Source organism: Georgenia phoenicis (assembly GCF_047302425.1).
Classification (GTDB): domain Bacteria; phylum Actinomycetota; class Actinomycetes; order Actinomycetales; family Actinomycetaceae; genus Oceanitalea.
In genome coordinates this window covers 3,111,140-3,137,777 of sequence record NZ_CP154855.1, presented here as the reverse complement: position 1 = coordinate 3,137,777, position 26,638 = coordinate 3,111,140, and the positions used below count along the sequence as shown (strand labels likewise).

The 26,638-nt window shown below is 73.5% G+C and carries 24 protein-coding genes; 17 read left to right on the top strand and 7 right to left on the bottom strand.

Annotated features, from left to right (window positions below):
• The first annotated feature begins 50 nt into the window (after positions 1 to 50).
• The 10 genes from nagB (at position 51) to AA0005_RS14885 (ending at position 10,683) form a co-directional block, all read left to right on the top strand.
• Entirely contained in the window at positions 51 to 836 is a 786-nt protein-coding gene (gene nagB / locus AA0005_RS14930; RefSeq protein WP_413450920.1) for a glucosamine-6-phosphate deaminase, read from the top strand.
• A 73-nt stretch (positions 837 to 909) separates the two neighbouring features.
• Positions 910 to 1,245: a DUF3039 domain-containing protein gene (locus tag AA0005_RS14925; protein ID WP_413450919.1), complete on the top strand. Its 336-nt coding sequence runs from the start codon at positions 910 to 912 to the stop codon at positions 1,243 to 1,245.
• A complete protein-coding gene (locus tag AA0005_RS14920) occupies positions 1,242 to 3,077 on the top strand; it encodes a DEAD/DEAH box helicase (RefSeq protein ID WP_413450918.1) in 1,836 nt (611 codons plus the stop codon). Before AA0005_RS14925 ends, AA0005_RS14920 begins: the two co-directional genes overlap by 4 nt.
• Positions 3,078 to 3,237: 160 nt before the next feature.
• Complete coding sequence (locus tag AA0005_RS14915; protein ID WP_413450917.1) at positions 3,238 to 4,572, top strand: nicotinate phosphoribosyltransferase; 1,335 nt, start codon at positions 3,238 to 3,240, stop codon at positions 4,570 to 4,572.
• 96 nt (positions 4,573 to 4,668) lie between these two features.
• The gene (locus AA0005_RS14910) at positions 4,669 to 4,824 is read left to right on the top strand and encodes a hypothetical protein (RefSeq protein ID WP_413450916.1); all 156 of its coding nucleotides are present in this window, start codon (positions 4,669 to 4,671) and stop codon (positions 4,822 to 4,824) included.
• A 128-nt stretch (positions 4,825 to 4,952) separates the two neighbouring features.
• On the top strand, positions 4,953 to 5,258 hold the full coding sequence (clpS, locus tag AA0005_RS14905; protein ID WP_413450915.1) for an ATP-dependent Clp protease adapter ClpS: 306 nt from the start codon (positions 4,953 to 4,955) through the stop codon (positions 5,256 to 5,258).
• Position 5,259: 1 nt separating this feature from the next.
• Positions 5,260 to 5,862, top strand: coding sequence for a DUF2017 domain-containing protein (locus tag AA0005_RS14900; RefSeq protein ID WP_413450914.1), 603 nt, complete (start codon positions 5,260 to 5,262; stop codon positions 5,860 to 5,862).
• A 17-nt stretch (positions 5,863 to 5,879) separates the two neighbouring features.
• Complete coding sequence (murI, locus tag AA0005_RS14895; RefSeq protein ID WP_413450913.1) at positions 5,880 to 6,704, top strand: glutamate racemase; 825 nt, start codon at positions 5,880 to 5,882, stop codon at positions 6,702 to 6,704.
• Positions 6,701 to 7,495, top strand: a complete 795-nt coding sequence (locus AA0005_RS14890) for an MBL fold metallo-hydrolase (RefSeq protein ID WP_413450912.1) — start codon at positions 6,701 to 6,703, stop codon at positions 7,493 to 7,495. Before murI ends, AA0005_RS14890 begins: the two co-directional genes overlap by 4 nt.
• A 515-nt stretch (positions 7,496 to 8,010) precedes the next feature.
• On the top strand, positions 8,011 to 10,683 hold the full coding sequence (locus AA0005_RS14885; protein WP_413450911.1) for a phosphoenolpyruvate carboxylase: 2,673 nt from the start codon (positions 8,011 to 8,013) through the stop codon (positions 10,681 to 10,683).
• Positions 10,684 to 10,760: 77 nt separating this feature from the next.
• Here AA0005_RS14885 and AA0005_RS14880 read toward each other — a convergent pair whose 3' ends face one another.
• Genes AA0005_RS14880 through AA0005_RS14865 form a run of 4 tightly spaced genes read right to left on the bottom strand, consistent with a single transcriptional unit; the run spans position 10,761 to position 15,806 of the window.
• Positions 10,761 to 12,314 (bottom strand): ATP-binding cassette domain-containing protein, encoded by a 1,554-nt coding sequence (locus AA0005_RS14880; protein ID WP_413450910.1) that lies wholly within the window; start codon positions 12,312 to 12,314, stop codon positions 10,761 to 10,763.
• On the bottom strand, positions 12,311 to 13,150 hold the full coding sequence (locus AA0005_RS14875) for an ABC transporter permease (RefSeq protein WP_413450909.1): 840 nt from the start codon (positions 13,148 to 13,150) through the stop codon (positions 12,311 to 12,313). Before AA0005_RS14875 ends, AA0005_RS14880 begins: the two co-directional genes overlap by 4 nt.
• Positions 13,147 to 14,136, bottom strand: coding sequence for an ABC transporter permease (locus AA0005_RS14870; protein ID WP_413450908.1), 990 nt, complete (start codon positions 14,134 to 14,136; stop codon positions 13,147 to 13,149). Before AA0005_RS14870 ends, AA0005_RS14875 begins: the two co-directional genes overlap by 4 nt.
• Before the next feature lie 11 nt (positions 14,137 to 14,147).
• Positions 14,148 to 15,806, bottom strand: coding sequence for an ABC transporter substrate-binding protein (locus tag AA0005_RS14865; RefSeq protein ID WP_413450907.1), 1,659 nt, complete (start codon positions 15,804 to 15,806; stop codon positions 14,148 to 14,150).
• 87 nt (positions 15,807 to 15,893) lie between these two features.
• On the opposite strand from AA0005_RS14865, the gene AA0005_RS14860 reads away from it, so the two are divergent.
• Both AA0005_RS14860 and AA0005_RS14855 read left to right on the top strand, forming a co-directional pair.
• Positions 15,894 to 16,484: a TetR/AcrR family transcriptional regulator gene (locus AA0005_RS14860; RefSeq protein WP_413450906.1), complete on the top strand. Its 591-nt coding sequence runs from the start codon at positions 15,894 to 15,896 to the stop codon at positions 16,482 to 16,484.
• A 57-nt stretch (positions 16,485 to 16,541) separates the two neighbouring features.
• Complete coding sequence (locus AA0005_RS14855) at positions 16,542 to 17,069, top strand: hypothetical protein (RefSeq protein WP_413450905.1); 528 nt, start codon at positions 16,542 to 16,544, stop codon at positions 17,067 to 17,069.
• Here AA0005_RS14855 and AA0005_RS14850 read toward each other — a convergent pair.
• The gene (locus AA0005_RS14850; RefSeq protein ID WP_413450904.1) at positions 17,066 to 18,496 is read right to left on the bottom strand and encodes a lipase maturation factor family protein; all 1,431 of its coding nucleotides are present in this window, start codon (positions 18,494 to 18,496) and stop codon (positions 17,066 to 17,068) included. The two genes, AA0005_RS14855 and AA0005_RS14850, sit on opposite strands and share 4 nt — an antisense overlap.
• A 129-nt stretch (positions 18,497 to 18,625) precedes the next feature.
• On the opposite strand from AA0005_RS14850, the gene AA0005_RS14845 reads away from it, so the two are divergent.
• From AA0005_RS14845 to AA0005_RS14825, 5 genes are all read left to right on the top strand, one after another.
• On the top strand, positions 18,626 to 19,648 hold the full coding sequence (locus AA0005_RS14845) for a LacI family DNA-binding transcriptional regulator (protein WP_413450903.1): 1,023 nt from the start codon (positions 18,626 to 18,628) through the stop codon (positions 19,646 to 19,648).
• 336 nt (positions 19,649 to 19,984) lie between these two features.
• Entirely contained in the window at positions 19,985 to 21,286 is a 1,302-nt protein-coding gene (locus AA0005_RS14840) for an extracellular solute-binding protein (RefSeq protein WP_413450902.1), read from the top strand.
• Positions 21,287 to 21,358: 72 nt separating this feature from the next.
• Entirely contained in the window at positions 21,359 to 22,366 is a 1,008-nt protein-coding gene (locus AA0005_RS14835) for a carbohydrate ABC transporter permease (RefSeq protein ID WP_413450901.1), read from the top strand.
• Positions 22,363 to 23,253: a carbohydrate ABC transporter permease gene (locus AA0005_RS14830; RefSeq protein WP_413450900.1), complete on the top strand. Its 891-nt coding sequence runs from the start codon at positions 22,363 to 22,365 to the stop codon at positions 23,251 to 23,253. Before AA0005_RS14835 ends, AA0005_RS14830 begins: the two co-directional genes overlap by 4 nt.
• Before the next feature lie 53 nt (positions 23,254 to 23,306).
• Entirely contained in the window at positions 23,307 to 24,740 is a 1,434-nt protein-coding gene (locus AA0005_RS14825) for a GH1 family beta-glucosidase (RefSeq protein ID WP_413450899.1), read from the top strand.
• A 58-nt stretch (positions 24,741 to 24,798) separates the two neighbouring features.
• Here AA0005_RS14825 and AA0005_RS14820 read toward each other — a convergent pair whose 3' ends face one another.
• Both AA0005_RS14820 and AA0005_RS14815 read right to left on the bottom strand, forming a co-directional pair.
• The gene (locus AA0005_RS14820; protein ID WP_413450898.1) at positions 24,799 to 25,440 is read right to left on the bottom strand and encodes a response regulator; all 642 of its coding nucleotides are present in this window, start codon (positions 25,438 to 25,440) and stop codon (positions 24,799 to 24,801) included.
• Entirely contained in the window at positions 25,437 to 26,627 is a 1,191-nt protein-coding gene (locus tag AA0005_RS14815) for a histidine kinase (protein WP_413450897.1), read from the bottom strand. The genes AA0005_RS14820 and AA0005_RS14815 overlap by 4 nt, the downstream gene beginning before the upstream one ends.
• Between the last annotated feature and the right edge of the window lie 11 nt (positions 26,628 to 26,638).

The window sequence follows — 26,638 nt, the reverse complement described above, 5'->3', positions numbered from 1 at the left end:
TGACCCCGGTGCGCCCCGCACCACGCAGCGCCAACAGGAAGAGGTGTCCGGTGGAGGTCGTCATCAGGTCGAGCGCCGAGGAGATCGGTGCTCTTGTCGCGGACGCCGTCGAGCAGCTGCTCACGGCCAAGCCCGACGCCGTCCTCGGCCTCGCCACCGGCTCCAGCCCGCTCGCCGTCTACGACGAGCTCGTCCGCCGCCACGAGGCCGGCCGCGTCTCCTTCGCCCGCGCCCGCGGCTTCATGCTCGACGAGTACGTCGGCCTGCCCGCCGACCACCCCGAGCGCTACCGCACCGTCATCGAGCGCGAGATCGCCGGGCGCGTGGACTTCGCCCCCGACGCCGTCCAGGGGCCCGACGGTCTCGCGGAGGACCCGCAGGCCGCCGCGGCCGCCTACGACCGCGCGATCGCCGAGGCCGGCGGCGTGGACCTGCAGATCCTCGGCATCGGCACCAACGGGCACATCGCCTTCAACGAGCCCGGCTCCTCCTTCGCCTCCCGCACCCGCGTGGTCCCGCTGACCGCGCAGACCCGCCAGGACAACGCCCGCTTCTTCGACGGCGACGTCGACGCCGTCCCGCGCCTGTGCCTGACCCAGGGCCTGGGCACCGTCATGGACGCCCGCCACCTCGTCCTCGTCGCCCTGGGCGAGGGCAAGGCCCCGGCCGTCCAGCAGCTCGTCGAGGGCCCGGTCAGCGCCTCCTGGCCCGCCACGATCATGCAGCACCACCCGCACGCCACCGTCCTCCTCGACGAGGGCGCCGCGAGCCGGCTGGAGCGCGCGGACTACTACCGCGAGGCCTTCGCCGCCAAGCCCGGGTGGCAGGGGATCTGAGCCGGCGGGTGTGACGACCACGGCACTGCGGACCACCGGGACCTCGGCCGGAGGACGACCTAGACTGGTCGCCATGAGTTCCACCGAGCCTCCCAGCAGCCCGAGCGAGCCGTCGACGTCGTCGGGAACGAGCGTCCTCGAGCGCGAGGAGCTGCGCGAGCACGAGGCCGGTGACAACGACCGCTACGCCCACTACGTCAAGAAGGACAAGATCATGTCCTCGGCGCTGTCGGGCCAGCCGGTCGTCGCGCTGTGCGGCAAGGTCTGGACCCCGGGCCGCGACCCCAAGAAGTACCCGGTGTGCCCCACGTGCAAGGAGATCTACGAGGGCCTCCAGGGTGGCGGTGACTCCGGGCGCGGACGCTTCGGCGGCTTCGGCCGGGGCGGCCGCGGCGGAAGCGGAGAGTGAGCGCCGCTCCACAGCGCAGGCCGGCCACGACGACGCAGGGCACCCCTGCGGCCGTCTCGACCGCTGCCGCCGAGCACCTGCCCCCCGCCTATCCGGCGCGGGCGGCCTGGGGCACGGCGTCGCGGCTGCGCGCCTGGCAGGCCGAGGCGCTGGAGAAGTACCTCGCCGACGACCCGCGTGACTTCCTCGCCGTCGCCACGCCCGGCGCCGGCAAGACGACCTTCGCGCTGCGGATCGCCACCGAGCTCCTCGCCCGCGGGGAGGTCACGGCGGTCACCGTCGTCGCGCCCACCGAGCACCTCAAGGGCCAGTGGGCCGAGGCCGCCGCGCGCGTGGGCATCCAGCTCGACCCTGCCTTCCGCAACGCCCAGGAGCGGCACGGGGCGAGCTTCGACGGCGTCGCGCTCACCTACGCGCAGGTCGCGGCGAACCCCGACCTCCACCGCCGTCGCACGACGGCGGAGCGCACCCTCGTCATCCTCGACGAGGTGCACCACGGCGGGGACGCGCTGAGCTGGGGCGACGGCATCCGCCTCGCCTTCGAGCCGGCCCGCCGCCGCCTCGCGCTGACCGGGACGCCCTTCCGCTCCGACACCGCCGCGATCCCGTTCGTCACCTACGAGCGGGACGCCGACGGCGTGCGCCGCTCCCGCGCGGACTACTCCTACGGCTACGCCGACGCCCTGCGCGACGGCGTCGTGCGGCCGGTCATCTTCCTGTCCTACTCGGGCCAGATGCGCTGGCGAACGCGCGCCGGGGACGAGGTGAGCGCCTCTCTCGGCGAACCGCTGACCAAGGACCTCGTGGCGCAGGCCTGGCGCACCGCCCTGGACCCCACCGGCGACTGGATCCCCGCCGTGCTCGCGGCCGCCGACCGCCGCCTCACCGAGGTGCGTCGCGGCGTGCCCGACGCCGGCGGCCTCGTCATCGCGACCGACCAGACCAAGGCGCGGGCCTACGCGCGGGTGCTCACCGAGATCACCGGGGAGAAGCCCACCGTCGTCCTGTCCGACGACGACGGCGCCTCCGCCCGCATCGACGAGTTCTCCGCCGGAGAGCAGCGGTGGATGATCGCCGTTCGCATGGTGTCCGAGGGCGTGGACGTGCCCCGCCTCGCCGTCGGCGTCTATGCGACGTCCGCGGCGACCCCGCTCTTCTTCGCCCAGGCCATCGGCCGCTTCGTCCGCGCCCGCCGGCGTGGGGAGACGGCCTCGGTGTTCCTGCCCAGCGTGCCGATCCTCCTCGAGCTGGCCGCCCAGCTGGAGGTCGAGCGCGACCACGCCCTGGACCGGGTCCTCACCTCCGAGGAGAAGGGCGACTTCTTCACCCCGGAGGACGCCCTCGTCGCCGCCGCGAACCGGGAGGAGAAGGCGAGCGACGAGCTCATGCTCCCCGGCTTCGAGGCTCTCGACGCGCAGGCGTCCTTCGACCGGGTGCTCTTCGACGGCGGCGAGTTCGGTGCCGGCGCGGAGGTCGGCTCGATCGAGGAGGAGGAGTACCTCGGGCTGCCCGGCCTGCTGGAGCCGGAGCAGGTGCACTCGCTGCTGCGCCAGCGGCAGGCCGAGCAGGTCAAGCAGCAGAAGCGGCAGGCCGCCGCCCGCGCCCAGCGCGACGAGAACTCCGGGCTCTCGGACCACAAGCGGCGCGCGGCCCTGCGCAAGGAGCTCTCCAGCCTCGTGTCCGCCTGGTCACGGCGCAGCAACATGACCCACGCCGTCGTCCACACCGAGCTGCGCAAGGCCTGCGGCGGCCCCGAGGTGCCCCTGGCGAGCATCGAGGAGCTGGAGGCCCGCATCGCCCTGCTGCGCAACTGGTTCGTCGGCCGCAAGTAGCGCCTCAGCCCAGGTCGCACAGCAGAAGCCAGTCAAGGCTACGGAGGATCCGGCTGTCGGCGTGGGGTGGGGCGCGGCACGCGCCGCGGGCGGTCCTGCCTGGCGCCGGCTCGTGGAAGGGTGCCTGCACCCGCGGGCCGACCTCGCTAGGTTGGACGCCATGTCACGCGCGACGACCGCCCTCCTCACCGACCGCTACGAGCTGACGATGCTGGAGGCGTCCCTCCAGTCCGGCGCCGCCCACCGCGCCAGCGTCTTCGAGGTCTTCTCCCGCCGCCTGTCCGGCGGGCGGCGCTACGGCGTCGTCGCCGGCACCGGTCGGGTCCTCGACGCGATCGCCGACTTCACCTTCTCCGGCGCCGAGATCGACTGGCTGCGCGAGGAGGGTGTCGTCAGCGGCGAGACGCTGGACTACCTCGCCGACTACCGCTTCAGCGGCGACGTCCTCGGCTACGGCGAGGGGGAGTGCTTCTTCCCCGGGTCCCCGATCCTCACCGTCCGTGGCACCTTCGCCGAGGGCCTCCTCCTCGAGACCGTCGTCCTGTCCGTCCTCAACCACGACTCCGCTGTCGCCGCGGCCGCCTCCCGCATGACGACGGCGGCCCATGGCCGCCCCTGCCTCGAGATGGGGGCCCGCCGCACCCACGAGGAGGCGGCGGTGTCGGCCGCCCGGGCCGCCGTCGTCGGCGGATTCGCTGCCACGAGCGTGCTGGAGGCCGGCCGGTCCTACGGGATCCCCACGATGGGGACGGCCGCCCACTCCTTCACCCTCGTCCACGACGACGAGGAGGCCGCCTTCGACGCGCAGGTGCGGGCGATGGGCCCGGGCACCACGCTGCTCGTCGACACCTACGACGTCGAGCGCGGGGTCGAGCGGGCGGTGGCCGCCGCCCGCCGCCACGGCGGTGAGCTGGGCGCGGTGCGCCTCGACTCCGGTGACCTCGTCGCCCAGGCCTTCACGGTTCGCCGCCAGCTCGACGAGCTCGGCGCGACCTCCACCCGCATCACCGTGACCTCCGACCTCGACGAGTACGCCATCGCCGCCCTGGGTGCCGCACCCGTCGACTCCTACGGCGTGGGCACCAAGCTCGTCACCGGCTCGGGCCTGCCGACGGCGGAGCTCGTCTACAAGCTCGTCGAGCGCGAGGGGTCCGACGGGAAGATGGTCGACGTCGCCAAGGCGTCGGCGGCCAAGGCGACCGTCGGTGGCTTCAAGGTGGCCGGCCGCGTCTTCGAGGACGGGGTGGCCCAGGAGGAGCTCGTCGTCGGCTGCGACGACGAGGCGTCCGGTGCGCGGATCCTCGAGGAGCACGGCGCTCGCCCGCTCCAGCTGCCGCTCGTGCGCCAGGGCGTCATCGCCGACGAGCACCGCGGCCCCGAGGCCCTGCGGGCGGCCGCCGAGCGGCACGTCGCCTCGCGCGCCGCGCTGCCCTACGAGGGCTGGCGGCTGAGCGAGGGGGAGCCCGCGATCCCCACCCGCCACGTCGTCGGCTGAGCGAGACTTTCCGGTTCAAGATGCCGGGGTGAACAAGATCCGCAACGATTGGTGCCACTGCGGTACCGGACAGGTGCCGGAACGAAGGGAGCTCGTATGTCCTTGTGGCTGATCCTCATCATCCTCGGCGTGATCATGCTCATCATCGGCGTGGCCGTGGAGGCCGCGCAGATCCTCATCTGGATCGGTGTGGCGATCCTCGTGATCTCGCTCATCCTCTCGCTGGTGGGACGCGGCAAGAACAAGGTGTAGTGCCGCGGCGGGGCTCCTCCACGCGTGCGCCGCACGTGCACCGAGGCCCGGCAGGAACGCTCCTGCCGGGCCTCGTCGCGTCCTCGGTCATGGGGGCGGCCGGTCGCGCGCATGCCTAGGCTGGGGGCATGACGGTCACGACGCCCCGCCCGGTCACCGTGCCGGAGGAGACGCAGCAGGAGGAGCGCGAGCCCGCGCGGCCCTGGCGCACCATCGTGTGGAACGACCCCGTCAACCTCATGAGCTACGTGACCTACGTCTTCCGCACGTACTTCGGGTACTCCGAGGGGCGCGCCCGCGAGCTCATGCTCCAGGTCCACCACGACGGCCACGCCGTCGTCGCCGAGGGAGGTCGCGAGACGATGGAGGTCCACGTGACGGCCCTGCACTCCTACGGGCTGTGGGCCACGCTCGCGCCCGAGGGGGAGGGCTGAGGTGCGCGCCTTCACCGCCGTCCCCGGTGGCTGGGCCTGCGAGCTCGACGACGCCGAGCGGCGCATCATCGCCCGGGTCGCCGCGGACGCGTGCGAGCTCCTCGGCCTGCCCCTCGGGGACGACGACGCCGCCACGGCCGCGCCGTCGAGCGAGGACGAGATCCTCGCCGCCCTCGACTGGGACCCCGCGGCCGGGCAGACCCCGCGCGACCCCGCCCTCGCCCGTCTCCTGCCCCCGACGAGCACCGACGACGACGAGCTCGCAGCCGAGATGCGCCGCCTGACGGAGAGCACGCTGCGCGAGGCCAAGGCCGGCCACCTGCGGGTGGTGCACGACGCGCTCGAGGCGAGCACCGGCGTCGTCATAGTCCGCGCGGGGGAGGAGCGGGCGTGGCTGTCCGGGCTCACCGACCTGCGCCTCGTCCTCGCGGCGCGGTTGGGCATCGACACCGAGGAGGACGCCGAGCGCGTCTACGAGCGGGCCGGCACGGGCACGCCGCAGACTGCCGCCGACGAGCTCGACGCCGCCCTCACCAGCCTCTACGCCGCCCTCACCTGGTGGCAGGAGTCACTGCTCGTGGCCATGTCGGGCGGGGCGTCGTGACACTACGCTCGGGCAGCGTGAACGACGCGCCGATCGGTGTCTTCGACTCAGGTGTCGGAGGCCTCACGGTCGCGCGCGCCATCCTCGACCAGCTCCCGCACGAGTCGATGCTCTACATCGGGGACACTGCGCACACGCCCTACGGCCCGAAGCCGATCGCCCAGGTCCGGGCGCTGGCCATCGACGTCATGGACCGGCTCGTCGCCTCCGGGGTCAAGGCCCTCGTCATCGCGTGCAACTCCGCCTCCTCCGCGGTCCTGCGCGACGCCCGGGAGCGCTACACGGTGAGCGCCGGGGTGCCGGTCGTCGAGGTCATCCAGCCGGCGGTGCGGCGCGCCGTCGCCGCCACCCGCAGCGGGAAGGTCGGGGTCATCGGCACCCGCGCGACCATCGAGTCCGGTGCCTACCGCGACGCCTTCGCCGCCGCCCCGCACCTCGAGCTCACGATGAACGCCGCCCCGCGCTTCGTCGAGTTCGTCGAGCGGGGCGTCACCTCCGGGCCGGAGGTCCTCGCGGCCGCCCGGGAGTACCTCGAGCCGGTGCGGGCCGCGGGCGTGGACACCCTCGTCCTGGGCTGCACCCACTACCCGCTGCTCACCGGCGTCATCTCCTACGTCATGGGCGAGGAGGTCACGCTCGTCTCGAGCGCCGAGGAGACGGCCAAGGACACCTACCGGACGCTCGTCGCGCACGACCTCGAGCGCGACCCCCTCGCGCCGCCGCCCGAGCACCGCTTCGTCGCCACCGGCGACGGCGCGAGCTTCTCCCGGCTGGCCCGCCGGTTCCTCGGGCCGGAGGTCGACCGCGTCGACAGCGACGCCGAGCTGGAGGTCACCGCATGAGGCTGACGGTCGTGGGCTGCTCCGGGTCGATGTCCGGCCCCGACTCCGCCTCCTCCTGCTACCTCGTCCAGGCCGAGGGCCCCGACGGCGAGGGCGGAAGCCGCACCTGGAGCATCGTCCTCGACCTCGGGTCGGGCGCCTTCGGCGCGCTGCTGCGCCACCTCGACCCGGCCCGGCTCGACGCCGTCGTCCTCAGCCACCTGCACGCCGACCACGTCGTCGACATGACGGGCCTGGAGGTCTACCGGCGATACCACCCCGCCGGCGCCCTCGGCCCCGTGCGTGTGCTCGGCCCGGCCGGCACCCCGGAGCGGATCGCGGCGCTGACGATGGAGGAGGACCTCAGCGCCCTGGACGCCTCCTTCACCTTCGAGGCGCACACCCCCGGCCAGGCAGTCACCGTCGGGCCGCTGCGGATCGAGTCCGTCGCCGTCGAGCACCCGGTGCCGGCCTTCGGGCTGCGGGTCACCGGGCCGTCCGAGGACGGTGAGCGGGAGGTCGTGCTCGCGTACTCCGGGGACAGCGACGCCTGCGAGGGCCTCGTCGAGGCGGCCCGGGACGTCGACCTGTTCCTCTGCGAGGCAGCGTTCCAGGAGGGGCGCGACGAGGTCCGCGGCATCCACCTCACCGGCCGCCGTGCGGGTGAGGCCGCGACCCGCGCCGCCGTCCGGCAGCTCGTCCTCACCCACCTGCCGCCGTGGACCGACGCCGAGGTCGTCCGCGCCGAGGCCGCCGAGGCCTACGCCGGCCCCATCGAGCTCGCCAGCCCCGGCGCCGTCTGGAAGCTCTAGCCGCACCCCCGCCCTCTCCCACCGACAGCACACTTACCGCCGAGAGCTCACTTACCGCCGACAGCTGAGTTGTCGCCGACAGCGCACTTACCGCCGACAGCTGAGTTGTCGCCGACAGCTGAGTTGTCGCCGACAGTGCACTTACCGCCGCACCGTCGGACGCTCTGACCTCCCCGGTTCTCCCCGTCTGCGATCGCGCGGTCGAGGGGCTGCGGCGTACCTCGCCGCCGGTGGCACGGTCCGGCCGCTCCCCGAGACTGTCGGCCGGGTGCTTGGCGACGAGGTGGCGCGGGGAGTGGGCAGGGAGCGGCGCTCGGGACTGACCGCCGACGAGGAGAACGTGCTGCTGCGCGAGATGGCCGGTCGGTAAGTGTGCTCTCGGCGATAAGTGTGCTGTCGGCGACAACTGTGCTCTCGGCGGAAGCGGGGACGAGTAGCACGGGACAGGGGATCTCGCCCGTGCACCTGGTGGACGCCTGGGACGAGGAATGGTCAAGGGTCGTTAACCTGAGCCCATGATGCAGACCTCCTCACCGGACGAAGCACGGAGCAACGCCCGTCTCGACATGCCCGACGCCCTGCGCGCCGACGTCCGCACCCTCGGTGCGCTCCTGGGACGGGTACTGCGGGAGGACGGCGGGGAGGAGCTCTTCGCCGACGTCGAACGGCTCCGTGAGCTGGCCATCGGCGCCGTCGAGGACACCGACGGCGACGGGCGGCTGGCCGAGGCGCAGGCGCTCATCGACTCCTTCAGCGTCGAGCGCGCCGACCAGGTCGCCCGCGCCTTCACCTGCTACTTCCACCTCGTCAACCTCGCCGAGGAGTACCACCGGGTCCGCGCGCTGCGCGCCCGCGAGGACGCCACCCCGCGCTCCGACGCCCTGGCAGGCGCCTACGAGCAGCTCGCCGCGGAGACCTCCGAGGAGGAGGCCGCCCGCCGGCTCCGTGAGATCGAGTTCCACCCGGTCCTCACCGCTCACCCGACCGAGGCCCGCCGCCGCGCCGTCTCCGGCTCGATCCGGCGGATCTCCGAGCTCGTCGCCGAGGCCGACGACCCCCGCCTGGGCGCCAACGGGCGGCTGCGCATCGAGCGCCGCCTCCTCGCCGAGATCGACACGATGTGGCGCACCGCCCACCTGCGCGAGAGCAAGCCCTCGCCGGTGGACGAGGTGTTCACCGCGATGTCCGTCTTCGAGTCGACCCTCTTCGAGGTGCTGCCCCAGGTCTACCGGCAGACCGACGACTGGCTGCTCGGCGACGAGCGCGGCCTGGCCGCACCGCGCGCCACGCCCTTCGTGCGGCTCGGCAGCTGGATCGGCGCCGACCGCGATGGCAACCCGAACGTCACCGCCAAGGTGACCCGCCAGGCGGCCGCCATCGCCGCTGAGCACGTCCTCACGGCCCTCGAGCGGGAGACCACCCGCGTGGGCCTGGCCATGACGCTGGACGAGAAGTCCACCCCGCCGTCGCCGGAGCTGCTCGCCCTGTGGGAGTCGCAGCGCCAGCTGTCGGAGGAGGTCACCGCCCAGGTGGCCGCCCGCTCCCCGCGCGAGCCGCACCGCCGGGTCATGCTCGTCGCCGCCGCCCGCCTGGCCGCCACGCGCGAGCGCGACGCGGACCTCGCCTACGCCGGCGCGGAGGACCTCCTCGCGGACCTGCGCACCGTGCAGGACTCCCTGCGCCAGGCCGGCGCGCTGCGCAAGGCCCACGGGGACCTGCAGAACCTCATCTGGCAAGTCGAGTCCTTCGGCTTCCACCTCACCGAGCTCGAGGTGCGCCAGCACTCCAAGGTGCACGCCCAGACCCTGGCCTGGATCGAGGACCCGGACTCGATGCCCGACCCGAGCGTCGACCCCGAGGAGGTCCTCGAGACCTTCCGCGCGATCGCCGCGATCCAGCGCCGCCACGGCGTGGACGCCTGCCGCCGCTACACGGTCTCCTTCACCCGCAGCAGCGAGGACCTCATCGCCGTCTACCGCCTCGCCGAGCACGCGCTCGGCTCGGCCGACGCGGCGCCGGTGCTCGACGTCGTCCCGCTGTTCGAGACCTTCGACGACCTCCAGAACGCCCCGCGCATCCTCGAGGAGATGCTCGAGGTCCCGCAGGTGCAGGCCCGTCTCGAGGCCACCGGCCGCCGCCTGGAGGTCATGCTCGGCTACTCCGACTCCGCCAAGGACGTCGGCCCCGTCTCCGCGACCCTGGCGATCTACACCGCGCAGGAGGAGATCGCGGCCTGGGCCCAGCGCCACGACATCCGCCTCACCCTCTTCCACGGCAAGGGCGGTGCCCTGGGCCGCGGCGGTGGCCCGGCGAACCGCGCGATCCTCGCCCAGCCGCCGCACTCGGTGGACGGGCGCTTCAAGCTGACCGAGCAGGGCGAGGTCATCACCGCCCGCTACGGCGACCGCGCGATCGCGGCCCGGCACATCGACCAGGTCGCCGCGGCCACGCTGCTGGCCTCCGCGCCGTCCACCGAGAAGCGCAACGCCGAGGCCGCCGAGCGCTTCGCCGACCTCGCCCGCACCCTCGACGAGACCTCGCGCGAGCGCTTCTTCGGCCTCATCCACGCCGAGGGCTTCGCCCCGTGGTTCGCGCAGGTCACCCCGCAGGAGGAGGTCGGCCTGCTGCCGCTCGGCTCGCGCCCGGCGCGTCGCGGCCTGTCCGTGGAGTCCCTCGAGGACCTGCGGGCCATCCCGTGGGTCTTCGCCTGGACCCAGGCCCGCATCAACCTCACCGGCTGGTACGGACTGGGCACGGCGCTCGCGGCCGTCGGCGACCTCGAGCAGCTGCGCACGGCCTACCGTGAGTGGCCGCTGTTCAACACGCTCATCGACAACGTCGAGATGTCGCTGGCCAAGACCGACCGCCGCATCGCCCGCCAGTACCTCGAGCTCGGTGACCGCGACGACCTCGCCCAGCTCGTGCTCGAGGAGCTCGACCTCACGACCGAGTGGGTCCTGCGCATCACCGGCCACGAGTACCCGCTCGAGGGCCGCCGGGTGCTGGGCCGTGCCGTCCAGCTGCGCAACCCCTACGTCGACGCGCTGTCCCTCATCCAGCTGCGGGCGCTGCGCGCACTGCGCACCGAGAACGGCGACGCGCGCACCGAGGAGGAGGTCGCCGAGATCAAGCGGCTGCTCCTCCTGTCGGTCAACGGCATCGCGGCTGGCCTGCAGAACACCGGCTGACCCCACCCGTCGCCGAGAGCGGAGTTGTTCCCAGGAACAACTCCGCTCTCGGCGTTTGGAGGGAGGTGAAAGGGGCGTCAGGAGACGGGGGCGGCAGCGCTGAGGAGGGCCCTTGTCAGCTCGGCCTGCGGGTGCTGCCACACCCGCTCGACGGGACCCTCCTCCACGACGCGTCCGTCCTGCATGACGACGACGGCGTGGCACACCTCCCGCACGACGGCGAGGTCGTGGGAGATGAGGACGAGCGCGGTCCCGGTGCGCTCCTGGAGGTCGACGAGCAGCTCGAGGATCGCGGCCTGGACGGTGACGTCGAGCGCGGAGACAGGCTCGTCGAGGACGAGCACGGCGGGGTCCGCCGCCAGGGCCCGCGCGATCGCCAGCCGCTGGCGCTGCCCGCCGGACAGGGAGCGCGGCCGGCGCCCGAGCGTCTCCGCCGGCAGCCGCACCAGCTCGAGCAGCTCCGCCGGTGTGCGTGTGCCCCCGGACGCCCGGACTGCCGCCCGCAGCACCCGGCCCGCGCTCCAACGCGGGTCGAAGGAACCCAGCGGGTCCTGCGGGACGAGCCGCACGAGGTGGCGGCGCGGCCGCCGCCGCCGCTCGGGCAGCCCGCTCCACGGCTCCCCGGCCAGCTCCACCGTGCCGGCGTCGGGCTGCTCGGCGGCGACGAGCATCCGCGCGAGCGTCGACTTCCCGCTGCCCGACTCTCCGACCACGCCGACAGCCTCGCCGCGCCGCACGACGAGGGAGACGTCGTCGAGCGCGTCGACGGCGCCCCCGCCCGGGAGCCGGTAGCGGCGGTGCAGCCCGGTGGTCCGCAGCACCTCGGGGCCGGGGTCCGCGAGCGGTCCACGTGAGCCGCGCGGGACAGCGGCGAGCAGCGCCTGGGTGACGTGGTGAGCGGGGCGGGTGAGGACGGCGTCGGCCGGCCCGTGCTCGACGACGCGGCCGCCGTCGAGCACGAGGATGTCGTCGGCCAGCCGCGCGACGGCACCGAGGTCGTGGCTGACGAGGACGATCGCGGTGCCCTCGTCGCGCAGCCGGCCGAGCATGTCGAGGACGCCCTGGGCGACGGTCGCGTCCAGCGCGGTGGTCGGCTCGTCCGCGACGAGGAGCGCGGGACCGGAGACGATGGCCGAGGCGATGAGGGCGCGCTGGCGCATGCCGCCGGAGAGCTCGCCCGAGCGCTGCGCCGCGCGGACCGCCGGCTCGTCCAGCCCGGCGGCGGCCAGCGCGGCGAGCACCCGCTCGTGGCGCTCGGCCCGGCCCATGCCGCGCACGGCGAGCGACTCACCGACCTCCGCGCCCACGGTGCGCAGCGGGTCGAGGGACTGGAGCGCGTCCTGGAGCACGAGGCCCACGTGCTCCCCGCGCAGGGCCCGCCACCGGCGCTCGTCGGCGCCCAGCACGTCCTGCCCGGCCACGACGAGCCGCTCGGCACTCACCCGCGCCGGCGCCCCGCCCTCCCCGGCCAGGCCGACGAGGCTGCGGGCGAGCACGGACTTGCCCGCGCCGGACTCGCCCACGACGGCGAGGCAGCGCCCGGCCTCCAGGCGCAGGTCGACGCCGCGCAGCACCTCGCCCACCCCGGGGAAGGCGACGGTGAGCCCGGCGACGTCGAGGACCGCGCTCATGCCGGCGCCACCGCGCTCAGGCGCCGCCCGAGCATCGTCAGGGCCGCGGCGGTCACCGTGATCGCCAGTCCGGGCGCGACGGTGAGCCACCACGAGCTCGTGATGTGCAGGCGTCCGGCGTTGAGCATCGCGCCCCACTCGGGGGAGGGCGGCAGTGCCCCGAGGCCGAGGTAGCTCAGCGCGGACACCCACACGATCGCCTGCCCGATGCCGAGCGTCGCGACCGCGACGAGCGGCCACACCGTGTTGGGCAGCACGTGGCGCACGAAGGCGGCCGGGGCCGAGACCCCCTCGAGCCGCGCCGCCGCGACGTAGGGGCTCTGGGCCACCGCCTGCGCCCGGGCCCGCAGGATGCGGGCGTAGCCCGGCGCCGTCGCCAGGCCGACCGAGATGACCGAGGGCCCCACGCCCGCGCCGAGCACCGCCACGAGCAGCAGCGCGAGGACGAGGCTGGGCAGCGAGAAGAGGACCTCGATGACCCGGCTGAGCAGGCCGTCGAGCCACCGCGGCCCGAGCGCCGCCCCGAAGCCGAGCACGACCCCCAGTCCCAGCCCGATCGCCGTCGCCAGGGCACCCACGCCCAGGGACTGCCCGGCACCGTGGACCACGCGCGTGTACACGTCCCGCCCCGAGGCGTCCGTCCCGAGGGGCGCGTCCGCACCCGGCGGCTGGTAGGCCTCGGCCGGCGCGACGGCGGTCGGGTCGCCCGGTGCGAGCAGCTGCGGCCACAGGGCGGCGAGCAGCACGAGGACGACGACGGCGGCACTCACCACCCCGCCCGGGCCCAGCACCCGCCACGCTCGCGTGGTCCGCGCGCGCTCCAGCACGGTCGTCACGAGACCACCTGCCCCTGCGGGGCGCTGCGCACGGCCTCGAGGCGGCCGCGCAGGCGCGGGTCGACGACGCGCTCGAGGACGTCGGCCACGGACATGACGAGGACGTAGCCGAGCGCGATGACGAGGACGACGCCGATGACGACGGGCACGTCGCGCGCGTGGGTCGCGTCGATGAGGAGCCGGCCGAGCCCGGGCCGGCCGAAGAGCGTCTCGACGACGACGGCGCCGGAGAGCAGGTTGCCGAAGGCCCACCCGGACAGCGCGATCGCCGGCAGGGCGGCGTGCCGCAGCGAGTGGCGCCACAGCACCCGGCCCTCGGAGGCGCCCCGGGCGCGGGACGTCGTCGCGAAGGGGGCGGCGTGGGCCTCCTCGAGGCCGTCGCGCATCACCTGGCCGAGGAAGCCGGCGACCGGCACGGCGAGGGTGACGGCGGGCAGGAGGAGGGAGCGCAGGGAGCTGTCGCTGCTGGTGGCGGGCAGCCAGCCGAGGCCGCCGGCGAAGACGGCGATGAGCACGGCGCCGAGCCAGAAGTGCGGCATGACCGAGGCGACGACCTCCGCCCCGCGCAGCAGGCCCACGGCCCGGCGGGCGAGCCGCCCGCGGGCCAGGACGGCCGCCGTCGCCACCGCGAGGGCGAGGACCCAGGCGAGGAGCAGACCGAGGGCCGCGAGGACGAGCGTGCCGGTGAGCTGGTCGCCGATGAGCTCGGCGACCGGCCGCCGTCGGGCGTAGGAGTCGCCGAGCTGGAAGGTGACCGTGCGGCCGAGCTGGAGGAGGTACTGGACGAGGAGCGGCTCGTCCAGCGAGTACTCCTCCCGGACGCGGGCCACCGCCTCCGGGCTGGCCTGGGAGCCGGGCCCGCCGAGGATCGCCTCGGAGGGGTCGCCGCCCGCCGAGCGCAGCGCGAAGAAGACGACGGTCGCGACCACCCAGGCCACGAGCGCCGCGGCGGCCAGGCGCCCGAGGAGCCAGCGCAGCAGGGTCATCGGCGCGGGCCTCAGGAGGTGAGCCGGGCGTTGACGAAGGTCGGGGTGGACACGGTGCCCAGCGTCGTCACGCCGCTCACCCCGCGGGTGAGGAAGTGGTTCTGCTGGTCGTACAGCGGCAGGATGTAGTAGCCCTCGAGCACGCGGCGCTGGGCCTCCTCGTAGAGCTCGGCGCGCTGCTCCGGGTCGGTGATCCGGGCGGCCTCGTCGAGGAGGGCGTCGACCTCGGGGTCGGTGACCTGGGAGAGGTTGGCGAAGTAGCCGCTGGGCGCCGGGACGGTGCCGTCGGAGTGGTAGAGGGTGCGGAGCACGTCCGGCCCGACCTTCGTGTACGGGGCGCTGACGGCCTCGTAGGTGAACTCCCCGCCGTCCTCGGGGGCGGCGAGCGCGCCGTACCAGGCGGACAGGTCGAGCGGGGTGAGCACGACCTCGAAGCCCACCCGCCGGGTGTTGGCCTGGACCTGCTCGAAGAGCGCCTGCTCGGCGGCGACGGACTGGTTGGTGCTCACCGGGAAGCGGACGGTGAGGCGCTCGCCGTCGCGCACCCGGTAGCCCTCGTCGTCGACCTCGCTCCACCCGGCCTCGTCGAGCAGCCGCGCGGCCTCCTCGAGGTCGGTGACGAAGAGCGAGGGGTCGCTGTAGCCCATGGGCTCCACGCTGGACAGCGGGGAGTGGGAGCGGGTCGCGACGCCCTGGTAGAGCGCCTCGATGCCGGGGTCGACGTCGGCGGACCAGACGAAGGCCTGCCGCACGCGCTCGTCGTCGAAGGGGGCCTGCGCCGAGTTGAGCTCGATGCGGTTGACCGAGCCGGGCCGCGGCGCGTCGATGTGGGTGATCTCCTCGCCGGCCTCCGCGGAGACGATCGCCTCCGGCTCGGGGTTGTCGATGACGTGGACCTCCCCGGACTGGAGGGCCGCCCAGCGGGTGGCGGGGTCGGGGATGAAGCGCCACTCGATGCGCTCGAGGTGCGCGGCGCCGTCGTGGTCCGCCTCCGGGCCGTGGCTGGCGTAGTCCTCGTTGCGCTCGAGGACGACGTGCTGCTGGGGCACCCACTCGGTGACGACGAAGGGGCCGGTGCCGATGGGCGCCGCGCAGTTCTCGTCCTGGCCGCGCTCGATGCCGGCCGGGGACTGCATGGCCGTCCACTGCATCGACAGGGACTCGAGGAGCGCGGAGTCCGGCTCGGAGAGGTGGAAGCGCACGTGGGTGTCGTCGACCGGCTCGACCTCGGCGATCTTCTGCACCCCGAGGTAGCCGGTGGACGAGGCGGTCTCCGGGTCCTGGAGGTGCTCGATGTTGGCCTTGACGGCCTCGGCGTCCATCGGGGTGCCGTCGGTGAAGGTGATGCCCTCGGCGAGCGTGAGGTCCCAGGTCAGCCCGTCCTCGCTGACCTCCCAGTCGGTGGCGAGCCACGGCTGGATCTCGCCGGAGGCGTCGCGGCCGACGAGCGGCTCGAGGTACTGGGTGCTGATGAGCGCCTGGGGGTAGTTGCCGCCCACGTGCGGGTCGAGGCAGGTGGGCTCGGCGTCACCGGTGGCGTAGACGAGGGTGCCGCCCTCGACCGGGTCGCCGGTGGCCGCGCCGCCGTCGTCGTCGCTGCCGCCGCTGCACGCGGCGAGGAGGAGGGTCGCCGCGAGGGCTGCGGCGGTGAGGCGGGAGGCCTGGGCCATGGGGACGCACCGTTCCACTGGAGGAGGTTCTTGGTCTGCGTCCAACAATATCGCCGCGGCGGGAGGGCTGGGTCGTAGGATCGGGGCGTGAGCGAAGGGCGCCGGGTGGGCCGGCCGCGGTCGGCGAGCCGCGAGATGCTGGAGGAAGCGGCCTGTGAGCTCTTCCTCGAGCAGGGCTACGCCGCGACCTCCGTGGCGGACATCACCCGCCGGGCGGGCGTGAGTCGCGCCACGTTCTTCAACTACATCCCGGCGAAGAGCGACCTCCTGTGGGCCTCGGTCGACGACGCGCTCGAGGTGCTCGCCGCCCGGCTCGCGGACGACGACGGCGCCGCGTCCGACCCCGTCACCGAGACTCGCGCCGCGCTGCTCCGGGTCGCTGCCGCGCTCGAGCCGGGGACCGTCGTCCTCGCCTTCGCGAACGCCGAGCCGATGGGCGTGGCCGAGGAGCTCGAGGAGTCGGCGGCGCGGCGCCAGGTCCGCGCGGGGCGAGTCCTCGCCGCCCACCTCCGGCGCCGTGGGGTGGAGGAGCTCGCGGCCGAGGTCCTCGGCACCGCCCAGGCCGGTGCGCTGCTCGCGGCCCTGCGGGCGTGGTCCCGGGCACCGGTGCCCCGCGCGCCCTTCGAGGACGTCCTCGCCCGGGCGCTCGACGTCCTCGGGCCGGCCACGTCCGCCTGAACCCCGTCCTCCTCCCGGGCACGGGTGAGAGGCTGGGGCCCACGACCGACGAGGGAGGTGAGCGCGATCTCCGAGCAGGCCGAGGGTGACGGGCTCGCCGCTGGTGAGCGCGAGCGGCTGGTCGCCGCGCTCGAGTCGCGCTTCGCCCCGCACCTCGAGGCCGCCGCGGCAGCGGTGCGGGAGGCCGAGCGGCGGCTGACCGAGGCCCAGGAGCGGCTCGCGCACGCGGCGGCGGCGGCCGCGCAGCCCTACCGCTCCGACCCGCGCGTCTTCATGCGCGAGACGGTGAGCGAGGACGTCGAGGCGATCGAGCGCAAGACGACCGGCAAGAAGGTCCGCGCCGCCTACCGCTTCCTCCTCGACCGCGCGGTCGAGCTGGCTGCCGGGGAGGTGCAGGGCCTGCACGACGACCTGGCCGCGGCCGAGCACGAGCGCGAGCACGGCGTCGACGCCTGCCGCGCGGCCGTGGACCGCGCCGTCGCGGCACTGGAGGAGGCGCGCGCCACCGAGGAGCGGGTGCGCTCCGCTGAGCAGGCGGCCCGCCAGGGCCTGGCGGTGCTGGTGGACAAGCTGACGGCTCCCTAGTTCCGCCCGAGCCGCCGCGGTGCCGTCAGCGCCCCGATCTCCCGGCGCACCCACCACACCCGCTCGCGGCGCAGCTCGTCCCACGTCGAGTAGCGGTAGCGGAAGACGCGCGCCCGCACCCACACCGGCCGCTCGCCGTCGAAGGGGTCGTGGGCGAGCAGCCGCAGGGTGGGCCGGTCCGCCGCGAGGAGCCGGTCGAGGAAGGGCAGGAACCACGACAGCTGCGCCGAGGATCCCAGCCCGAGGAACCACATGCCCCAGTCCAGGCGCAGGTGGTAGGGCGCGAACTGCCGCGGCAGCCGGCCCACCGGCCCCGGCTTCCCGCGGAAGACGTACTCCTCCCAGTCGTCCTCTCCCGGGTCCTCCACGCGCGTGCCCTCGACGACGATCTCGTCGCGCCGTCGCGTGATCGACCCGAAGGCCCCGTAGGCGCCCACGAGGTGGAAGACGTTGAAGGAGGCGTTCATCCGCTGCCGCCGCGACACGAGGTTGCGGGCCGGCCACCAGCTGAGGACGAGGAGCACCGCCCCCACCCCGATGACGACGACGGCGAACCACAGCGGCGTCGGGCCGTACGCCCGGTCCGGGGCGAGGGAGGGGACCAGGCCGCGCACGACGTCGTCGTCCACGGCGGAGAAGGCGAGGACGATGGTGAGCCAGTTGAGCCAGGCGAAGTTCCCCGACGCGACCAGCCACAGCTGCGTGACGACGACGACGGCGGCCGCCCACGTCGCGACCGGTTGCGGCGCGAAGAGGAGCACGGGCACGACGAGCTGGGTGACGTGGTTGGCGGCCACCTCGACCTTGTGCAGCGGGCCGGGCAGGTGGTGGAAGAACCAGCTGAGCGGGCCGGGCATCGGCTGGGTCTCGTGGTGGTAGTGCAGGGCGGTCAGGTCGCGCCACGCCGGGTCGCCGCGCAGCTTGATGAGGCCCGCGCCGAACTCCACCCGGAAGAGCAGCCAGCGGAAGGCGAGGAGCGTGATCCACGGGGTGCCGACGTCGTCGGAGCCGAGGAACGCGGCGAGGAAGCCGGCCTCGAGGAGCAGCGACTCCCACCCGAACCCGTAGAAGACCTGCCCGACGTTGACGACCGACAGGTACAGCCCGTAGAGGGCGAGGAAGACGAGCATCGGCACCCACGGCGGCCCCTGCTGCGGCAGGCCGACGACGACCGCGAGGGCCAGCAGCAGGCCGGTCCAGGCGACGACGCGGAGCAGGCGGTCGGAGTAGCGCCAGTGGAACAGGCTCGGGGTGCGGCGTGCCGGGACGCGGGCGGTGAAGCGAGGGACGGGCAGCAGTCCGCGCTCGCCGAGCAGCGCGGGGAACTGACGGAGGACCGCGACGAAGGCGACGACGTACAGGAGCGCGGTGCCGCGCTGCAGCACGAGGCGCGCGAGTCCGTAGTCCTCTGCGACGAACCAGTCCACTGCCTGTCCTCCCGCGCCCATCGAACACCGGACGCCGCGCAGGTGCACTCCTGGGCGGTGCTTACCCTCCGTGGAAGCGGTGTGCATACTGTCCACCACGAGACCACCTGCCGGAGGGAGGGAGCCCCCATGGTGACGCCGCTGAGAGACTCGGCCCCGACCCTCGACACGGTCGCCGAGCGCGCCGGGGTCTCCCGTGCGACCGCCAGCCGGGTGCTGAGCGGCGACCCGCGGGTGAGCGACCGGGCGCGCGAGTCCGTTCGCGCCGCGGCCGCCGAGCTCTCCTACGTGCCGCGCCAGGCCGCCCGCTCGCTCGCGACGAGCCGGAGTGACGCCCTCGCCTTCGTCGTCGCCGAGTCCGGCGAGAAGTTCTTCGCCGACCCCTTCTTCGCCGGGGTGCTGCGCGGCGCGCAGGTCGCGGCGGCCGAGCGACGGCGCCAGCTGCTGTTCGTCGTCGTGAGCAACGACGACGACCGCGCCCGCCTCGAGGAGTACGCCGCCGGCGGCCACGTCGACGGCGCGATGTTCCTCTCCGTCCACGGCGACGACCCGCTGCCCGGGCGCGTCCACCGGCTCGGCGTGCCGGTCGTGCTCGCGGGCCGCCCGCCGAGCCGCCGCGCCTCCTTCCCCTACGTCAGCCCGGACAACTTCTCCGGGGGGCGGCTCGCCGGACAGGCGCTGCTCGCCCGCGGCTGCCGCCGGCTCGCGACGATCACCGGCCCCCGCGACATGACCGCCACGAGCGACCGGCTCGGTGGCTTCCGGGCCGAGCTCGACGACCAGGGCGTCGAGCTGCCGGACTCGCGGGTGGTCGAGGGCGACTTCACGATCGGCGGCGGCTACCGGGTGATGCGGGACCTGCTCGCCACGGGGGAGGAGATCGACGGCCTCTTCGCTGCCAACGACCTCACCGCCGTCGGCGCCCTGCGCGCGCTGCGCGAGCAGGGGCTGCGGGTGCCCGACGACGTCGCTGTCGTCGGCTTCGACGACGTGCCGATCGCCGTGGACGCCGACCCGCCGCTCACCACCGTCCGCCAGCCGCTCGAGGCGATGGGGCGGCAGATGGCGCGCATGCTCATCGACCTCGCCGACGGCGACCAGGCGACCTCGATGACCCTCGAGGTCGCCCTCGTCCCCCGCGACTCCGCCTGACCCAGCCCCGGCCTGCCACCCCGTCGACAGCCGGATTCTCCGCGCCCTTCGAGACGGGTGCGCTCACGGTGCTCCTGCGTCAGGACGCCCGGAGAATCCGGCTGCCGGCGGTCATGACCTCGACCCGGGTGGGTCTGTCGTGACCGTGTTGTGACATGGCGTGCTTGACATCACCTGCATCGCCCCGGCACAGTGTGTGGAACGCTTTGGAACCGCTTCCATAGCGCCCATCCGTTCCCGAGTACCCAGGAAGAGCTGGGTGCAAGGACGGGGCGATCAGGAAGGCCTGATCCGCCCGCCGACACCAGCCGGCCGCTTCGGCCGGGAGGAGGAACAATGCACACCAGGAAGTCTGTGGCCGTCATCGCGGCCATGACGGCGGGCGCACTGACGCTGTCCGCCTGCGGGGACGGCGACGCCGCCGACACGGCAGCCGCCGACGACAGCGGCAAGACGACGATCACCGTCTCCCTGTTCGGCACCTTCGGTTTCGAGGAGTCGGGCCTCTTCGAGCAGTACATGGAGGAGAACCCCGACATCGTCATCGAGTACGACTCCACGCAGGGCGAGGACAAGTACTGGCCGGCGCTGCAGACCAAGCTCAACTCCGGCAGCGGCACCGCCGACATCCAGGGCATCGAGGTCGCGCGCATCTCCGAGGTCACCGCCAACCAGGCCGACCTGTGGACCGACCTGCGCGACACCCCCGCCGCGGACCGCATCGGTGACTACGTCCAGTGGAAGGCCGACGCCGCCACCACCGAGGACGGCCGCGTCCTCGGCCTGGGCACCGACATCGGCCCGATGGCCCTGTGCTATCGCACCGACCTCTTCGAGGAGGCCGGCCTGCCGAGCGACCCGGACGAGCTGGCCGCGCGCCTCGGCTCGTGGGAGGACTTCCTCGCCCTCGGCGAGGAGTTCCAGGCCGGTGCCCCCGACGGCACCGCCTTCCACGACTCGGCCGGTGGCCTGTACAACGCGATCATCTCCACCGAGGAGGAGATCTACCACGACGAGAGCGGCGAGCTCATCGTCGACAGCAACGAGGCCGTGCGCGCGGCCTTCGACCTGGCGGCCCAGGCCGGCCAGGACGGGCTGACCGCCAAGCTCGAGCAGTTCGTCGACCCGAGCTGGGACGCCGGCTTCGGCAGCGGCACCTTCGCCTCCATCGCCTGCCCCTCGTGGATGATCGGCTACATCAAGGGCAAGGCCGGCGACGCCGGCAGCGGCCAGTGGAACATCACGACGCTGCCCGGTGGCCAGGGTGGCAACTGGGGCGGCGCCTACCTCGGCATCCCCGAGGCGAGCGAGAACAAGGAGGAGGCCGCCGAGCTCCTCGCGTGGCTGACCGACGCGGAGCAGCAGGCCGCCGTCTTCGAGAACGTCGGCAACTTCCCCTCCAACACCGGCGCCATCGAGCTGGTCGGTGACACGACCGACGAGTACTTCAACGGCGCCGCCACCGGTGAGGTCTTCACGACCTCCGCCGAGAACGCGCCCACGCAGATCCTCGGCCCGCACGACGGCGTGGCCAAGAACGCTCTCGTCCAGGCACTGCTGTCCATCGAGGTCAACGGTGTCGACCCGGACGAGGCCTGGGAGAACGGCGTCTCCCAGATCCTCAACCAGGTCGGCTGACGCACACCGGTGGGGCGGGCACCACGCCCGCCCCACCGGTCCGTCCCGTTCCCGTCCCGACGAGAGGCCACCATGACTTCCACCGTCCCCGTGCGGCCGGCAACCGGCGCACCGGACCCCGAGCCCCCGGCGCGTCCCGCGCCCGAGCCGCCCCGCCGCTCCCTGCGGTCCCGGATCTTCCGGTGGGAGGCGGTCACGGCGCCGTACGTTTACGTCGCGCCGTTCTTCATCCTCTTCGCGGCCTTCGGGCTGTTCCCGCTGATCTACACGGTGTGGGTCAGCCTCTACGACTTCCGCCTCAACTCGGAGATGACCTGGGTGGGGCTGGACAACTTCGTCTGGCTGTTCAGCAACGAGAAGTTCTACAACGCGCTGCTCAAGACCTTCACCATCGGGGTCCTCTCGACGGTGCCGCAGCTCATCCTCGCGATCGGCCTCGCGCACCTGCTCAACTACAAGATGCGCGCCCGGAACTTCTTCCGGATCTCGATGATCATGCCCTACGCCACCTCCGTGGCGGCCTCGACGCTGGTCTTCGCACAGATCTTCGGCCGTGACGGCGGCTTTGCGAACTGGATGCTGTCCCTCATCGGCATGGACGCCATCGACTGGCGCAACGGCAACCTCACCGCGCAGATCGCCATCTCGATCATCGTCACCTGGCGGTGGACCGGCTACAACGCCCTCATCTACCTCGCCGGCATGCAGTCGATCCCCTTCGACCTGTACGAGGCGGCCTCGCTCGACGGCGCGAGCCGGTGGCAGCAGTTCCGCCACGTCACCCTGCCGGGCCTGCGCCCCACGATCGTCTTCACCGTCGTCGTCTCGACGATCGGCGCCACCCAGCTCTTCGGTGAACCACTGCTCTTCGGCGGCGGCACACCCAACGGCGGCGCGGTCAACCAGTACCAGACGCTCGGCCTGTTCATGTACCAGCAGGGCTGGCAGTTCGGCAGCCTCGGGCGGGCGGCGGCCGTCGCGTGGGTGACCTTCCTGCTCATCGTCGTCCTCGTGCTGCTCAACTCGGCGCTCGTGCGCCTGCGCACCCGCCAGCGCCTCACGGACGGAGACGACCGATGACGACGATCACCCGCCCGCCGGCCATCCCCGGCACGCCGCTCGCCGCCCCGGCCCGTCGCCGCAAGCGGGGCAGCCACTCCGCCGGCTGGCTCACCTACGCCGTCCTCGGCGTCACGGCCTTCCTGTTCGTCGCGCCCTTCTACTACATGATCGTCGCGGCGAGCCGGCCGATGTCGGAGATGGTCCAGTCCCCGCCGCCGCTCACCCCCGGGCCCAACCTGTGGAGCAACATCCAGACGGCGCTGGACCAGCAGAACATCGGCCTGGCGATCACCAACTCGGTCATCGTCTCCGGCACGGTCACCGTCGCCACCCTGCTCTTCTGCACCCTCGCCGGCTTCGCCTTCGCCAAGCTGCGCTTCAAGGGCAAGAAGCTGCTCTTCAGCATGACGCTGGGGACGATGATGATCCCGCCGACCCTCGGCGTCGTGCCCCTCTACATGGTGATGTCCGAGCTGGACCTCGCCGGGCGGCTGTCCTCGGTCATCCTGCCGACCCTCGTCTCGGCCTTCGGCGTCTTCTTCATGCGCCAGTACCTCATGCAGTCCCTGCCGGACGAGCTCATCGAGGCCGCCCGCGTGGACGGCGCGACGTCGCTGCGCACCTTCTGGAGCATCGTCCTGCCCATCGCCCGCCCGGGCATGGCGGTCCTCGGGATGCTCACGTTCATGACGGCCTGGAACGACTTCTTCTGGCCGGTCATCACGCTCAACTCGTCCAACCCGACCGTCCAGGTCGCGCTCAACAACCTCGGCAGCGGGTACGTCCCGGACACGGCGATCATCATGGCCGGCACGCTCATCGGCACCCTGCCCGTCGTCGTCGTCTTCATCCTGCTCGGGCGCCAGATCGTCAGCGGCATCATGGCCGGCGCCGTCAAGGGCTGACGCCACCTCACCCACGAAGAAGGGAGCAGGGCGTCAGCGCCCTGATTCACACCATGACCATCGAGACCACCACCGCGGCCGTGCCGCACCTGGACCTGCCCGCGACCTTCGTGTGGGGCGCGGCGACCGCGGCCTACCAGATCGAGGGTGCCGCGACCGCCGACGGCCGCACCCCCTCGATCTGGGACACCTACAGCCACACCCCCGGCAAGGTGCTGAACGGGGACACCGGCGACGTCGCTGACGACCACTACAACCGCTTCCGCGAGGACGTCGCGACGATGAAGGAGCTCGGTCTGCAGACCTACCGCTTCTCCATCTCCTGGCCCCGCATCACCCCGCAGGTCACCGCCGACAGCCTCGGCCCGGTCAACGAGGCCGGCATCGACTTCTACTCCCGCCTCATCGACGAGCTCCTCGCCGCCGGCATCATCCCGGCCGCGACGCTCTACCACTGGGACCTGCCCCAGGCGCTCGAGGACGCCGGCGGCTGGCCGGCCCGGGCGACGGCGGAGCGCTTCGCCGAGTACGCGGGCCTCATCGCGGGCCGCCTCGGCGACCGGCTGCACACCTTCATCACCCTCAACGAGCCGTGGTGCTCGGCCTACCTCGGCTACGGCTCCGGCGTCCACGCACCGGGCCGCACCAACCCCGCCGACGTCCTCGCGTCGGTGCACCACCTCAACCTCGCCCACGGCCTGGCGACGACGGCGATCCGCGCCGAGCGTCCGGACGCGACGGTCGGGCTCACGCTCAACCTCGCCTGGGTGAACCCGGCGACCGACGCGCCGGCCGACGTCGCCGCCGCGCAGCGCATCGACGGCCTGCAGAACCGCGTCTTCCTCGACCCGGTGCTCCGCGGCTCCTACCCGCAGGACATCATCGAGGCGACGTCGTCGGTCACCGACTGGTCCTTCGTCAAGGACGGCGACCTCGAGCTCATCAAGCAGCCCCTCGACGTCCTCGGGGTCAACTACTACAGCCCCACCGTCGTGCGCGCCTACGACGGCGTGGGTGAGCGCGAGGAGGCCGACGGCCACGGGGCGAGCACGGTCAGCCCCTGGCCCGCCTGCTCGGACATCGAGTTCCCGCAGCAGCCCGGCCCGTACACGGAGATGGGCTGGTCCATCGACGCCCGTGGCCTCACCGAGCTCCTCGTGCGCATGCACCGCGAGCACCCGGGCCTGCCGCTCATGGTGACGGAGAACGGGGCGGCCTTCCCCGACGCCGTCCAGCCCGACGGCAGCATCCAGGACGAGGATCGCATCGACTACCTGCGGGACCACGTCCAGGCCGTGAGCGACGCCGTCGCCGCGGGTGCCCCGGTCCGCGGGTACTACGTGTGGTCGCTGCTCGACAACTTCGAGTGGGGCTACGGCTACTCCAAGCGCTTCGGCATCGTCCACGTGAACTACGAGACGCAGGAGCGCACGAAGAAGGCCAGTGCCCACTGGTACGCCGAGCTCATCAGGACCCAGCAGGCCTGAGCCCACCGCCCGTCCCCGCACGTCGCACCACCTGCCCGGTGCGGCGTGCGGGGCCGTCTCATGCCAGGCCCGCCTCGCGGGCGCGGATGGCGGCCTGCACCCGAGAGGTGCAGCCGAGCTTGGCGAGCACGCGCGAGACGTGGGTCTTGGCGGTCGCCTCGCTGATGTGGAGCGCCTGCGCCAGGCCCGCGTTGGACAGCCCCCGCCCGAGACCGGCCAGCACCTCGTGCTCCCGGTCGGTGAGGGCGGCGACGTCGGCGGGGACCTCCGGGCGCTCGGGTGCCTGCGCGAAGGCGGCGAGCAGCCGGCGGGTCACCTCGGGCGCGACGACGCCCTCCCCGGCCGCGACCCGACGGACGGCGTCGAGGAGCGTGGCGGCGTCGGCGGTCTTGAGCAGGAAGCCCGCCGCCCCCGCACGCAGCGCCCCGAAGACGTACTCGTCGAGGTCGAAGGTCGTGAGGACGAGGACGTCGGCCAGCCCGTCGGCGACGATCTGGCGGGTCGCGGTGATCCCGTCGGTGCCGGGCATGCGGATGTCCATGAGGACGACGTCGGGGCGCAGGGCCCGCGCGTTCGTCACCGCTGCCGCGCCGTCGGCCGCCTCCGCGACGACCGTGACGTCGTCGGCGCCCTCGAGGATGAGGCGCAGTCCGGAGCGGATGGCGGCATGGTCGTCGGCGACAATCACTCGGACGGTCACGGTTCCTCCACGGGGATGGTGGCGCGTACCCGCCAGCGGTCGCCGTCGCGGCCGGCGGCGAAGGACCCGCCCAGCGCCTCCGACCGCTCGCGCATGGTGAGCAGCCCGACGCCGGCACGCGCGGCGCCTGGTGTGGTCGTCGTCGCGTTGGCGACCTCGACCCGCAGGGCACCGTCGTCGAGGGCGACGACGACGTCGACCGGGCCGCCGTCGCCGTGCTTGAGCGCGTTGGTGAGGGCTTCCTGGACGATGCGGTACCCGGCCTGGTCGACGGCGGCCGGCAGGGGAGGGAGGTCGTCGGGGCAGGTGGTCCTCAGCTCCATGCCGTCCCCACGGAATCCGGCGACGAGCGTGTCGAGCTCCGCCAGGCGCGCCGGGCTCGTGCGGGGCTCGTCCCCGGTCCGCAGCAGGTCGATCATCGACCGCATCTCCCGCAGTGCGGCCACGCTCGAGTCGCGGATGGCGGCCAGCGCCTGACGGTCCCGTGCGGCGCCGTCCTCCGGCGGGCGGGGGGCGGACAGGGCGGCCTCGGAGTGGATGGCGATGGCGGACAGGTGGCTGGCCAGGGCGTCGTGGAGGTCGCCGGCCATGCGGGTGCGCTCGGCGTGGAGGACCTCGTGCTCGCGCAGCTCACCGATCCGCGCGAGGTCGCGGGCCCGGGCGGAGGCCAGCTCGGCGAGCTCGGTCTGCTGGCGCACGGAACGTCCCCACCACAGCGGGGTGCCGAGGACCGCGAAGACGAGCATCGCCGCGTAGACGGCGGTCTGCAGGTCGCCCGTGGCGATGATCGCCACGGCGGCCGTTCCGGCGATGCTCACGGTCGCGGCCATGACCATGCGCCGGACCGCCGTGGCGCTCGCGCGCAGCGCCGCGGAGTAGATGAGGTCGAGGAGCGCGACGAGCACACCGGTGCTGCCGCCCAGGGCGGCGTCGACGACGAAGACGCCGAGCCCCGCCGCCAGGGCGAGGAGCGGGCGGCGGCCCTTGCCGAGCATCACCAGGCACGCCGCGGTCAGGGTGAGGAGGTACCACCAGCGGTCGGTGGGGGCGTCGTTCTGCCACATGTCGACGAGGCCGGCCGCCAGCAGCACGAGCCCCAGCGCGAAGGTGGCGCCGGCGTCGCTGACGATCCGCGCACGCTCGGTGCCGCGCACCCGCGCCCGCCACGTCGCCACCCACTGTTGCACGGGCCCATCCC